Source organism: Novipirellula sp., from assembly GCF_041583735.1.
Classification (GTDB): domain Bacteria; phylum Planctomycetota; class Planctomycetia; order Pirellulales; family Pirellulaceae; genus Novipirellula.
The window spans coordinates 1-13,117 of the sequence record NZ_JBFHFD010000213.1 but is presented as its reverse complement, the minus strand read 5'-3'; the positions used below and the strand labels follow the sequence as shown (position 1 = coordinate 13,117).

The window sequence follows — 13,117 nt, the reverse complement described above, 5'->3', positions numbered from 1 at the left end:
CAGTCTTGGTTGACACTCCTGATTAGTATCGATAACCTAGATTAAACAATCGAGCATTCGCTGTGCCCGGGCCCCCAAAGGTTCGGGCAGTTTTTATAGAGCCCTTATCGAAGCCACGACTATGAACCCCCAAGACATACTTCGTTACGTTGATTCGCTTCACCGTGAGAAGAACATTGACACGGAGCTTGTCTTTTCCGCCATCGAAGCCGCGCTGCAAACTGCGGCGAAACGGCAATATGGCGAAGATGCCGACATCACCATCAACCTGAACCGCGAGAACGGGCGAATCACCGCCCGCCATGATGGGGAAGAGTTAGGCGAAGATCAGATCGGCCGTATCGGTGCTCAGACAGCCAAGCAGGTCATCATTCAAAAAGTCAAGGAAGCCGAACGTGACTCGTTGATGGCGGAGTATCGCGAGCAAGTTGGTCAAATCGTTGCCGGTATCATCGGCCGCGCCGATGGTGGTGTCGCCACCGTTAACCTTGGCAACGTCGAAGCGATTCTGCCTCGCAGTGAACAAATTCCTGGGGAATCGTTGCACGCCAGTGAACGGGTTCGCGCGGTGGTGTTTGAAGTCAAAGCTGCGGGCAACCGTGTTCGTGTTGTGCTCAGTCGAACGCGACCGCAATTGGTGCAACGATTGTTTGAACAGGAGATTCCTGAAATCTCGGAAGAAGTGATTTCGATCAAATCGATCAGCCGCGAGCCTGGTTATCGCAGCAAGGTTGCCGTCAGCAGCGTCGATTCACAAGTGGACCCGATCGCCGTGTGTGTGGGGTTCCGTGGCAGCCGAATCAAGGCGGTTCGTGAAGAGTTGGCGGGTGAGCATATCGATGTGGTCCGTTACAGCGAAGACCCCGAGGTTTTGATTCCCAACTCGCTGCAACCGGCGACCGTCGAGCAGGTTTTGCTTTGCGATATGATCGGGCGGGCGATTGTGTTGGTCCAAGAGGATCAGTTGTCGTTGGCGATTGGTCGCCGCGGTCAAAACGTTCGTCTGGCCAGTAAGCTGTGCGGCTGGGACATCGAAATTATGACCGGTGCCGAGTTGGAAGAGCAGATCGAGCGTGCGGTCGGAGGTTTCAGTCAAATTGAAGGCGTGACCGAAGAGATTGCTCAGTCGCTTGTCGAGCAAGGTTACCTGTCCTACGACGACCTGTCCGTGATCGAGCCCGATCTGTTCATGGAAATGAGTGGTTTGACCGCCGAGCAGGTTGATTACATCGTCGAAACCGCCGAAGCGCGTGCCGAAGAGGCCGAGCAGGCTGCGACCGAAGAGCGTCGTGCTCGCAAAGAGAAAGACCGGCTGATGCGTGAAGCCGAAGCTGCGGGAATCGCTGAGCCCGAAGCGGCCGCAGCACCGGCACCCGAAGCAGCACCGGTCGCGGAAGCAGCGTCCAGCGAAGAAGCACCGGCTGAATCGGCAAGTGGTGAAGCGGTCGCTGCGGAAGAGACGGCTGAGCCCGAAGCCGCCGAGCCTGAAGCCGCCGAGCCTGAAGCCGCCGAGCCTGAAGCCGCCGAGCCCGAAGTAGCTGAGCCCGAAGCCGCTGAGCCCGAAGCCGCCGACTCGGAGTCGTCCGCGACCAAGTCGAGTTAGTCGCAGCGGCCGCGAAAGTCGCCAAGACTTACGCAGCGGCGTGCCCCCCCGGCTTTAGCCGAGGCGATTCGCGGTTTTACGCCGCGGATTTTCGCTGCGTGGCCGCGGGGCGAGTTACTCGACGCGACACTGTGTCAACACCCCTGTGGGTGAGGTGGGCTTGTTTTTTGCTGGCAAAGTCGTCATTGTTTGCCCCTCGTAGCGACATGAAAGTAACTGACGGGCCGAAAATTTTTCGGTTTGCGGCAGATTCTGGCCAAGTGCCACTCTGCGACAGACAGATTTTTCGCTATTCTTAACCCCAGACAGGGCCTCTCGCAGGTCCAAAAGCATCACTTGAATCATTCCCCGACATCATTTTCCCCGTGTTTTATTCACTCCGTGGGATCCAATGATGGCGATGGAGGAAATCATTTATGTAACTTCAACCACATTGAACGAATCGGTATGCCATCAATCCAGGTGTGATCCGCCAAACTTTATTTGATCACCTACTGTCGAATTAAACGCCACTTCGAAAAGCCGTGTTTAAGCCGACGACGTGTTAGTGAAACACGTAAAACGTTGCATGTGTTCAGCAGAATGCCGCAGCGTGCACTTTCCGTCGTGTTGATAAGGAAAGCGTAGTTGGTCTTACCGATTCCCAAACGAAACTGACAGGACTTCTACCCCGTGCCCGCACGCATTTACGCGCTCGCCAAAGAACTGAACTTAGACAGCAAAGATCTCGTCGATATCGTCAAGAAGGTCGGTATTACCGGCAAAGGCTCGGCGCTTGCCAGTCTGACCGACGAAGAAACTCAGAAGGTTCGCGATCACCTCGCGGGATCTGCCAAACCTGCTGCTCCCAAAACACCTGTGGTTGCCAAGGCAACGACATCTTCAACGGCCCCCGTTGCGGCGGTTCGTGACTCGGTGGTTCCCGAGAAACGTAAACCGGTTGCGATTCAAATCGGGCGACCGAACAAACCCAAGCCAGCGAGCGTGGGGGGGTCAAAACCTGCTGCTCCGGCACCGATTCGTTCGCCTCTGTTCGACGATTCGCCTTCCAGCAAGAAAGCGGCCGCGGAAGCGCCAGCGAAAGCTCCTGCAGCAGAAGCGTCGCCTAGCACGCCTGCGGCACCGAAGCCTCCGGCAGCAAAACCGCCCGCGGATTCGGGAGGTTCGCCCAAGGAAACACCACAGCGAAAAAGTGGCGTCAGCGGCTTGGCGGCTCGTGTGGCTGACAAGGTTGGCTTCAGCAAACGAACGATCCCGACCGGAGCGGTCGATCGCAGTGCGCCCGTCGCTGCCGTGCGTCCTGATTCGGCAACGCCAAGCGGCGGAGGAATCCGTTCGCTCGATCGTCCTGCGTCCAGCGGCGGTGGCGACAAGAAAGGTTCCAAGCCAAAGCGTCGCGAGCCTCGCATTAACGTCAAAATGGCGGCACTCGGGGATGCACCTGAAAATGTGGTTCCTAAGTCGGCTCCAGGCGAACCGAAAGCTCAGAAGCCGGATATCAAGCTCAGCAAAGATGTGATCGCCGGTCACAAACAAGGCATGAAGGCACCTCTCGAGCAAATCGCTCAAGACGATGCCGACAGCAAGCGTGGCGGCACTCGCAAAATCGGCAGTGGCGGTCTGAGTGGCTTCACCGGCGAAAAAGGCCACAAGGGTGGCAAGTCGGTCGAGGAAGAGGACAAGCCACGCAAGAAGGGGCTGTCCGGAATGGCCAGTGCCCGCGCCGAACGCTCGCGAGGCGGTGGCGGCGGACGTCGTCATAAGAACGAGTCGTTTGATCGCGGTGGACGCGAATCACCGTATCGTCGACGGACGCTCAAACGCAAAGGCACCAATACGGCGGCTCCGCGTAAAGACAAGATCCAACTTGAACTGCCCTGCACCGTGCGAAGCTTCTCTGAAGCCGCCGGGGTTCCAGTCGCACAAGTGTTGCGGACGTTGATGGGCATGCAGATCATGGTCAATATCAACGCACAGCTCGATTTCGAAACCGCGGAACTCGTCGCTGCAGAGATGGATCTTGATATCGAATTGAAGGCTTCCGAGACGCTCGAAGAAGAGCTGATCACCGAGCTGGAAGAAAAAGAAGACGCCGAAGAATCGCTTGTTGCTCGTGCTCCGATCGTGACCTTCCTGGGCCACGTCGACCACGGCAAGACAAGTTTGCTCGATTATTTGATCGGCATCAATGTCGTCAGCGGCGAAGCAGGCGGGATCACCCAGCACATCCGTGCTTATGAAATCGACAAGGATGGACGAAAGGTCACGTTTGTCGATACGCCGGGTCACGAAGCGTTTACCGAAATGCGTGCTCGTGGTGCGAACGTCACCGACATCGCAGTGCTTGTTATCGCAGCGGATGACGGCATCATGCCGCAAACGGCCGAAGCGATCAGTCATGCGAAAGCCGCCGGCGTGCCGATCGTGGTCGCACTGAACAAAATCGACCTCGAAGGCGTGGATGCCAACCGCGTGCTGACGCAATTGACCGAACATCAATTGACGCCTAGCGAATGGGGCGGCGATGTTGAAGTGATCCGAACCAGTGCCACCAAGGGTACCGGGATGGACGAGCTTCTCGAGACATTGCTGACGATCGCGGAAATGAACGAGTACAAGGCGAACCCGGACCGTAAGGCTCTGGGCGTTTGTATCGAGTCAGAACAGCAGGGCGACCGCGGTGTCGTCGCAAAGTTGGTCGTTCAAAACGGAACGCTCCGAGTCGGCGACGTGTTGGTTTGTGGTCCGTCACACGGACGCGTGCGTTCGATGAAGGACACACTGACTGGCAAGAACATCAAGGAAGCGGGCCCAAGTACTCCGGTCAATATCACCGGATTGGACCAAGCTCCGGGTGCAGGCGATCGTTTCCATGTGCTCAAAGACATCGCGCAAGCGAGAGAGATCGCCGAGAATCGCGAATCCAACTCGAGTCGCGAAAACTTGTCGGGCAGCACCACCAAGGTCTCGTTCGATACGTTCCAAGAGATGTTGGCAGGCGGAAAGATCGGTGTCGAGGATCGCGTCAAGTTGAACTTGATCATCCGCGCCGATGTGAAAGGGTCGCTCGAAGCGATCGAGAAAGAACTCAGCAAGTTCGATCACCCCGAAGTCGAGCTGCGAGTGCTGCAGAAAAGCGTCGGCGGTGTCTCGCTGGCCGATATTACGCTCGCCTCGGCATCCGAAGCGGTGGTGTTGGCTTTCAATGTCATCCCGGATGATCAAGCTCGGTCGCTCGCCGAAGAGCGTGGGATTGAAATTCGACGTTACCAAGTCATCTACAAGTTGGCGGACGACATCAAGGCGATGATCGAAGGTCGCTTGAAACCCGAAGAACGTGTCGTCGAATTGGGACGTGCCCTCGTCAAACAAGTCTTCCAAATCAGCCGTGTTGGAACGATCGCAGGGTGCTATGTCGCTCAAGGGGTTATCCAGCGTGGTTGCCGTATCCGTGTCAATCGCGACGGTCGCACCATCGGCGATTACCCGCTCGATACGGTCAAGCGAATCAAGGAAGATGTCAAAGAAGTACCGCGTGGGATGGAATGTGGTATCCGTCTGAGCGGATTCAACGACATCAAACAAGACGACGTGTTGGAAGCGTATCGCATTGAAGAGGTCGCTCGAACATTGGATTAAACCGCTTGCGGTTGCATCGTCCGAAAACGCCGGCGTCTTCGACGTCGGCGATTTCGGTAATCATCGGCTTGCACGTTGCTGAGGCATTCCGACGCAGTGAGGTGTCGAGTCGATTGTGAGTTCCGATTAAGGCATTCCGGCTAAGGCGTTCCGATTGTTTGCAGCTGGGATTGCACCGCCGGTCGCACCGATTCGGCGCTCGATGCGATCTATCGTTCGTGCCTGACGTCTTCCACCTCGCCGCAGTTGGGGATTACAGAGCTGCATTATCGGGCTCTGTGTTCACACGCGACACTTACACCGCTAGATCCTCTGTTACCCGCTAGATGATCTTAGCTGCTTCATTCCCGTCCATTTTTTACCTTCTTTCTTAACTCCGTTCCTCATGTCCCGTCGTTTACTAAAAGCTGCTGAAGCGATCCGCGAAGTCGTCGCGTCGACGATTTTGACCGAAGTTCGTGACCCTCGCGTCAAAGACGTCACCGTGATCGGAGTCGAGGTCTCGCCCGACATGCGCGAAGCCAAGGTTTCCGTCAGCGTGATGGGGACCGAAAACCAGCAGGAGCTCGCGATTCGTGGGCTGCAGAATTGTGCGGGATTTTTGCAGAGCAAGATCGCCAATCGCATCGAAGCTCGCTACACGCCCAAGTTGACCTTCAAGCTGGACAAGGGACTGCAAAACGCGCTGGTCGTTAGCGAATTGTTAAATAAGATTAAGCAGGAAAAATCGGGGGCGGGATCGCCCGACATTGATGCGCTGGATCAAGATGGCGAACTGGATCAGGATGATTCGATCGATTCACCCGAAACTTCGGGCGACAACGTGACTCCGCCCCGCGGCGACACCCAGCCCTAGTCGCGATGGTTAACCTTTGTTCCAGAGACGTGTCGCACTGGCGTGCTCCGGATCGTTGGCCAAGGATGGTCGCTGGCAAATGCCCCACAAAACTGACAACACCCAATAACTCTTCATTGCCGCAAGATGTCCGCAAGTAACCGCGCTGCCTTAATTACCAAACTGTACACTGCGTTAAAGAAGCACTACAAGCCAACGCCGCCACAGCCTGCTCGGCCGTTGCTCGAGCACATTTTGTACGCTTCACTGTTGCAGGACTCCTCCGCTGAGCTTGCGGATGAGGGGATGGCCAAGTGTGAGCAGGACTTCTTCGACTGGAACGAAGTCCGAGTGACGACGATCAGCGAGCTGAGTCAAGTGTTGTCGCGATTGCCGGATCCGACCAAGGCGGCAACGCGGTTGAAATCGAATCTGCAATCGGTGTTCGAAGAATTTTACACCTTCGACCTCGACCATCTCAAAAAAGAGAACTTGGGCAAAGCCGTTGCCAAGTTTGAAAAGATGCCCGGCATGACTCCGTTTGTGCTGAGTTACACCATCCAGCATGGATTGGGCGGACATTCGATCCCTGTCGACTACTCCGCGATGGTGATTTTGATGGTGACCGACATCGCTTCGCAATCCGAGGCGGCCGCAGGCAAAGTCCCAGGGCTCGAGCGAGCGATTCCAAAGAGCAAGGGCATTGAGTTTTCGGATTTGTTGCACCAAGCCGCAGTAGCGCTGAACAACAACGCCAAAGACAAAAAGTCGCGAGCGTTGGTGGATGATGTCGCCAAAGGATCGAGCAAACGTTTAGACGAATGGCACACCAGCAAGAAGGCGGCCAAACAACGCGTCGCCGATCGCAAGGCGAAGGCTGCCGAGGACGACGAGCTCGAGCAGGATGCAGAGGAAGTCAAACCGGCTGACAAAAAATCGGCCGAGACGGCTGCGAAAGCGAAGAAGTCCGACAGTAAAACTGCTGCGGAAGAAGCATCGACGACCAAGTCCAAGAAGTCGGCGTCCAAGAAGGCGTTGCCGACGAAGGCCGCTGAGATCGCTGCGGAACGCACCGAAACTAAGAAGAAGGCTGCGGGCAAGGATTCAAAGAAAAAGTCGGCCAAAGCGAGTGCGTCCTCAAGCGACGCTGAAAAGCCGGCTACCAAAAAATCGGCCAGTCGTAAGCTTTCCAAGCGAAAGCCGCGATAGCCTATCCTTCGCTCGCTTGAACTCGATTTCCATTCACATCACTCCAACAATCCTTTTCTGAGCAAACATGGCTGGGCACTCAAAATGGGCGAACATCCAACATCGTAAAGGCCGTGTGGACGCCCAACGCGGTAAGATGTGGAGCAAGTTGAGCAAGGCGATCATTGTCGCCGCCAAGATGGGCGGCGGCGATCCTGACGCCAACATCCGATTGCGAAAAGCGATCGAGGATGCCAAGGCGATCAGCATGCCCAAGGACAATATCCAGCGGGCGATCAAACGTGGCACAGGAGAGCTCGAGGGCAGCGAAGTCGAAGAGCTGCTGTACGAGGGCTACGGTCCCGGCGGCGTCGCAGTGATGTGCGAAGTGATGACCGATAATCGCAATCGCACCACACCCGAGCTTCGCAGTATGTTCGGCAAGTTTGGCGGTAACCTCGGCAACACTGGCTGCGTTTCCTATTTGTTTGAACGCAAAGGGGTGTTCGTATTCGATCCCGAGACTGCGGACGAAGAGAAGCTGACCGAGATCGCATTGGAGAATGGCGGCGACGATGTCGAGCCACTTGACGATGGTAAGATCCAAGTCACGTGTAATCCCGATGCGCATCAAACGCTGGCGGACGCATTTGCCGCAGCTGAACTTGTGCCGGAGATTTCATCGATCAACCAAGTTGCTCAAACGATGGTCGACGTCGATGGCTCGATGGCTAAATCAGTGCTGCGACTGCTCGAGGCACTCGATGATCACGACGACGTGCAAAACGTCAGCACGAATCTGAATTTCACCGACGAGATGTTCGAAGACGAGTGATTGATTCAGCAGCCAATTTAGCGGCCGCCCCTCGTAGCGAAAGTCGCGAAGACTTTCGTTGATTTTTCTAAATGTAAATGGCCAATGTGAGCCGAGAGCCGTTAAGCTCCGGGGGCTGCGTTGTGCCCTGCCGCTCACACGCAAGCGGCTGATAGTCTTAACCGGTTGCCTGGACTTTTCTTCGGCAGCATCGGCTTTGAATTGTCAAATCATTTGAATTGTCAAATCAAAGGAAGCTTGCTAGAATACGGATTGCTTCGCGGGCACGTATTTTCGGCCCGCACCCAGGACCGGGGGCGATCTGGATTCGACCGGACGTTTTGAAGCGATGGTTGCATGTCGTGGTTGATCAGTTGGCCACGTAAAAAGCTGATCAAAATTTTTAGTTGCAGACGAAAGTTTCGCACTGGCCGCCTAAGAACAGGTAGCCCGGGCTGATGGGGGCCGCCAGAGTCGCCTGAATGCCCGTCACAATTCTGGATCGCTTGCCGTCCTACTCGAGACGCGGTGAGCTAAAAAAGATTCGAGTTAGCAAAGCTTGGAGCCTGTCAGGCAGCGCCAAGGTGAGCGAAGAGTTTCCTTCGAGGAGACACAAATAGTTTGACTAAACATGTAGACGCTGTCGTGGATGCATCGCGGGACGCGGGTTCAATTCCCGCCGCCTCCATCAAGGCCACTTGAGTCATTTGACTTAAGTGGCCTTTTCTATTGCCCTTACGGTGATTGTCAGAGGTTTCTGACGTTCGCCGGTTCGTGGAACCTCTCGAGTTTCCGATAATGTTTCCGATAAGGCCCCGGTTTTGAACGAAAATGTTCCGGTTGCCACGGCACTCCGCCGGGCAGCATCGTGCCCGCCGAAGAAAAACGGTAGCCAAAAAGCTATCGTTTCAATGCCTCCTTGCTCGGGTGCAAGAGGGTGGAGTGCTTGTCAAAGAGGTTTGACCCCTTTCATCGTTTCATTGTCCCACCGGCGTTGAGCACGGAAATGTCGAAGCCTACGAGCCGCATCCGTTCCTGCATCTTCTAACCTCCCATTTTCTAACCTATTCTTCTGTTGTTCTGCATTAGTGCCGTCGCAACGCATTGCGTCTCGGTCACAGGCAGTGCATTAGCCCATCACTGGCGGATTGCGGACGAATCCTTCAAAATCGTCTCTGAAAACCAACAGGTCGGGACATCGCAAGCATCAATAAGCAACCATCGTGACCTGCCTGCCCCGTCCTACTTCCCTCGTCCCCCCGTCTCTCGATTTTGGCTACGGATAATTTTGGCCAAGCAAACACGAAATCATAAGAATGCAACTTCGAATCACACTCCTCCTGCTCGCTTTGTTCACTCGATCGCTTGGCACCTCCTGCGCTGCCGACGTCGCGATGCCGATGGCAATTCGCGATGACCAGGGTCGCCAAATTGTTGTGTCAGGCTTTGTCACGATCACCGAAGACTTGCAGGGGACGGTTCGTTACACCGCCAACGATTATCGGCGGATGGTTCGAATGGGAGCCAACTTTCAAGTCATCCGCACGGCGCTGGGACGTTTGGGTGGCTGGCCAGGCAAGGCCGAAGATCCTGCCTACCTGCAACAACTCGACGAGATGGTCCGGTTGGCTCGCGCCGCAGGAATGCAGTCGATCTTCAAATTGGTGGTCTATGACATCCGGCCTTTTGGGCATCCGCAGTGGGATGCGATCTACGAAAACACGAACGGCGCTCAAGACCAATTGATCCGTGCTTGGACCAAGATTTGGACTCGCTACAAAGACGACCCGTCGGTCTTCGGTTACGACATTCTAAATGAACCCCAACACGGCTTGGATCCCAATTTGCAACGTTGCTTTCGCGAACAATTGCTCCCGACTCAGCGGCGAATCGTTGACGCGATGCAATCGATCAGCCCCAATAAATGGGCACTCTACCAACCGTTGTATCGAGAGACGGGAGCAGGTGAAGGGCCTTTTCTGCCGATGAACATTCCGTTCGGCCGCAGCCGCGTCATCTATGCACCCCATCTCTATCAAATGAATTTGGATCGGATGCGTAAGACACTGCGGCGTTATGAACGCGAGGCCGTGATTTCTGAGGCACCGCTGCTGCTAGGCGAATGGGGGCCGGCGACGGACATCGCAGCGGATACCGACAAAGCGATGCAGTCTCGGTACAGGGACGTGTACCAGGTGACGGCCAACGAACTGGATCGCCACGGGATCGGGGCAATCAAAGCATGGTTCTGTGGCTCTCGAGTGGAACTGAGGTCCAAGCTGCGGCGTGATCCGTTTACATGGGCAATCTTCTCAGACAAAACTCCGGTTGGGGTCGTCGAACGAAAATTCATCACGGATGTTCTCGCACGCCCGCGTCCGTTAGCGATTGCGGGCGATCTAGAAGACTGTCAATATGATTTTGCCTCTGGCGTGTTGGAAATAAGACTCAAGCCGGACGCGACGTTGGGCAGCAGTGTGATTTTTGTTCCTCAGGAACGTTTCTATGAGGAAGGATTCCGCGTCGAAATCGGTTCGGATGTGGTGCTGGAGATGCTTCCAGGCGAATCACATTTTTCGACTCCAGGCGTCACCGATGCGACGCTTCGTGAACAAGCGAGTGCACTGCGATGGGACGCCGATTCACAGCGTCTCATCATCAAAGATTGGGTCGTGGATGATCCCATGCTGGTCATACGGATTTCGCCGCTCGCGGCAAATGATCTCGGTAGCAAGCCGTGATTGAGAGCGTGCATGAAATGTAGGTGACACGCGGCACGTGCGAAAAACGTCGACTCGGGATTTCCGAGGAACGTTCTAAATCGCAGTCTGTTAAGATAGTTCGAGCTGCACTCCGTCGCCCAAAAAATTGGAACGGAAGGGAAAACAGTGAAACGAACAAGACTTACGTTTTAAGTCGTTTCATTTCATCCCAATAACTTTGGCACGTGGACTATCGCAGATGGTAACTCTGTCCTTCAAAGACGGTGGCACTCGTTGCGGAGGCCGCAGGGACGATCGCGGTGGCGTCCAGACCCGGCGTTAGCGTCCAAGGTTCGCTTTCCGCCAGTCCAACCGATATTCATCTTCATTACGACACGAGCAACGAATCATGACGAATCCTGATCGATTCTCACGCATTAACATTTGGACTCATTGCCGGCTAGCCGCATTGATCGTCGGCACAAGCTTGGTTTTTTCAACGCTGCGAGCCGAAGAGATCACCGGTGATTGGTCCCTTGACCTCGAATCGGGCATGCCGGCGTGGATGCGTGTGGTTCAGCAGGACGGTCAGACGCAAGTCTACATGCGTTTGTATATAGGCCCAACCGGCCCCTATGCCGCCGAGCAGGTAGAGGGGCGATTGAAGTTTGAGATTCGAAGAAACCCAAAAAATAAAAATGGGCACGCGTCGGTCACGAAGGTGGACGTAGGGATGAAGGAGGGCAAGCTCGAAGGTGTCCTTGAGCGTCAGCTCGCCGATGGAACATCCCAGCGTGATGCGTTTACGGGAACCCGAGTCCCGCCGATGCCCGCATTGGCTCCCGATTTGTCGAAGGTCCGGTTTGGGCATCCGATCATGATTTTCAACGGTAAAGACATGAGCGGTTGGCGAACTCACGAATCTGACAAGACGAATGGATGGAGCGTGATTGATGGAATGCTGGTGAACACCACCACCAAGACCGACTTTAGTCCCACTGGCTTGTACGCAAATTTACGCACCGAAGCTGAATTTGAAGACTTTTGGTTGCACATCGAATTCCTGGTGGAAGAAGCACGCAACAGCGGTATTTATCTGCGAGGAATGTATGAGGCTCAGGTGGTCGACCGGGACAGCCGGATGCAAGGCATTCAGGGGGTGGGGGCAATCTTTGGTGCGATCGCGCCATCGAGCAACGCGGGAAAACCGGGTGGCCAATGGCAAACGTACGATCTGACTCTGGTCGATCGGCACGTTACCGTCGTGCTGAATGGCGTCAAAGTTATCGACAACCAACCCATCGACGCCCCGACCGCGGGAGCCATCTATACGAACGCCGCCGCATCGGGGCCGATCTATCTGCAAGGTGACCATACCTCGGTCAAATACAAGAATATCTACTTAGCACCGGTGCTAAAGGATTGATCGTGCAAGCACGAAGCGTTCGCTCGCTTTCTCGTTTGCTGGGCTGTTGAAAATAACATCATCGGTGCTGACGAGAGCCGCATTTACAACATTCGCATTTATAGGCGAATTGGCGAAGATCACGGTTGCTCAGGCTGCTTTGAAGAGCACTTGTTTGCGTGGCACTCGGCCGATCGCTTCATGACCGTAGGTGGAAAGCGTTGCATCCGCGACTTCAAAGCCGTGGCGAAATAGCAAACTGAACTCGTGATCGGTCAACCGTCGCAGTGTAGTTTCAAGCTGCGAGACCAAATCAACTTCGCTATCGGTTAATGCGGGTTTGCCGCCATCGGGACTTCGCGAATACACCTTCTGCGTCCTCAGTCCGAGTCGCAGATAGGCTCCGGTTCCAGGATTCTGCTTGAAGTATTCCATCAGCATCCGCGCCCGTAGACTACGTACTTGGTCGGTCGCAACATCCACCAACCGCATCGATGCCTTTAAATATCCGGGCCGCCAACGCGATTGCCTTGTTTCGGTTGAAAGTGGGCGTGATGCATCGCAAACGATTAAGAAATCGGTCCCTTCGCGTAGCCCGTCGCCGGGCTTGAACAGTGATTCGACCCCTAAATTGTCATACACTCCACCGTCCCAAAGATGCAGACGTTTGTATTTAGGAGCGATCGTGTGCCAATCGTCTTCGCGAAATTCACTCCATTGATGTTGTCGTGATCGGATCATTAGCGGACCGATCAAACCGGGGACTGCCGCGGATGCTGCCAGTGCATGTGACAATCGGAAATCGGGATCGGTGATGTATTTGGTTTGGTAATCGCCCATCAAGTCACGTTGAAATCGCCAGTTCTTTCCGGTCTGGTAGCAGGTCGCGTTGATGATCCAGTTCGGCGCGATTGGCAAATCGGCCAGCGAT

Annotated in this window: 8 protein-coding genes and 1 other RNA gene; 8 read left to right on the top strand and 1 reads right to left on the bottom strand. The window is 55.1% G+C overall.

Features of this window, described 5'->3' with window-relative positions; all coding sequences use genetic code 11:
- Positions 1–121: 121 nt before the first annotated feature.
- The 8 genes from nusA to ABX962_RS16760 all read left to right on the top strand — a co-directional run bounded on the left by nusA (position 122) and on the right by ABX962_RS16760 (position 12,207).
- Positions 122–1,603, top strand: a complete 1,482-nt coding sequence (gene nusA, locus ABX962_RS16795) for a transcription termination factor NusA (protein WP_372721197.1) — start codon at positions 122–124, stop codon at positions 1,601–1,603.
- A gap of 672 nt (positions 1,604–2,275) precedes the next feature.
- Positions 2,276–5,242, top strand: coding sequence for a translation initiation factor IF-2 (gene infB / locus ABX962_RS16790; protein WP_372721196.1), 2,967 nt, complete (start codon positions 2,276–2,278; stop codon positions 5,240–5,242).
- Positions 5,243–5,627: 385 nt separating this feature from the next.
- Positions 5,628–6,098, top strand: coding sequence for a 30S ribosome-binding factor RbfA (rbfA, locus tag ABX962_RS16785; RefSeq protein WP_372721195.1), 471 nt, complete (start codon positions 5,628–5,630; stop codon positions 6,096–6,098).
- Positions 6,099–6,224: 126 nt separating this feature from the next.
- Positions 6,225–7,286, top strand: coding sequence for a hypothetical protein (locus tag ABX962_RS16780; protein WP_372721194.1), 1,062 nt, complete (start codon positions 6,225–6,227; stop codon positions 7,284–7,286).
- A gap of 67 nt (positions 7,287–7,353) precedes the next feature.
- Positions 7,354–8,100 carry a YebC/PmpR family DNA-binding transcriptional regulator gene (locus ABX962_RS16775; RefSeq protein WP_372721193.1) on the top strand — a complete coding sequence of 249 codons (747 nt, stop codon included), beginning with the start codon at positions 7,354–7,356 and terminating at the stop codon, positions 8,098–8,100.
- Between the two features lie 292 nt (positions 8,101–8,392).
- Positions 8,393–8,770, top strand: a transfer-messenger RNA (tmRNA) gene (gene ssrA, locus ABX962_RS16770).
- Between the two features lie 625 nt (positions 8,771–9,395).
- On the top strand, positions 9,396–10,820 hold the full coding sequence (locus ABX962_RS16765; RefSeq protein WP_372721192.1) for a glycoside hydrolase family 5 protein: 1,425 nt from the start codon (positions 9,396–9,398) through the stop codon (positions 10,818–10,820).
- Between the two features lie 370 nt (positions 10,821–11,190).
- Positions 11,191–12,207, top strand: coding sequence for a DUF1080 domain-containing protein (locus tag ABX962_RS16760; RefSeq protein WP_372721191.1), 1,017 nt, complete (start codon positions 11,191–11,193; stop codon positions 12,205–12,207).
- Between the two features lie 129 nt (positions 12,208–12,336).
- Here ABX962_RS16760 and ABX962_RS16755 read toward each other — a convergent pair.
- Positions 12,337–13,117 (bottom strand): patatin-like phospholipase family protein (locus ABX962_RS16755; RefSeq protein ID WP_372721190.1); only part of this gene is annotated, 781 nt, incomplete at its 5' end.

What these genes read in the sequence shown, in the direction of transcription:
- nusA (WP_372721197.1), top strand. Translation starts at nt 122, where the DNA reads ATGAACCCCCAAGACATACTTCGTTACGTTGATTCGCTTCACCGTGAG.
- rbfA (WP_372721195.1), top strand. Translation starts at nt 5,628, where the DNA reads ATGTCCCGTCGTTTACTAAAAGCTGCTGAAGCGATCCGCGAAGTCGTC.
- ABX962_RS16780 (WP_372721194.1), top strand. Translation starts at nt 6,225, where the DNA reads ATGTCCGCAAGTAACCGCGCTGCCTTAATTACCAAACTGTACACTGCG.
- ABX962_RS16775 (WP_372721193.1), top strand. Translation starts at nt 7,354, where the DNA reads ATGGCTGGGCACTCAAAATGGGCGAACATCCAACATCGTAAAGGCCGT.
- ABX962_RS16765 (WP_372721192.1), top strand. Translation starts at nt 9,396, where the DNA reads ATGCAACTTCGAATCACACTCCTCCTGCTCGCTTTGTTCACTCGATCG.
- ABX962_RS16760 (WP_372721191.1), top strand. Translation starts at nt 11,191, where the DNA reads ATGACGAATCCTGATCGATTCTCACGCATTAACATTTGGACTCATTGC.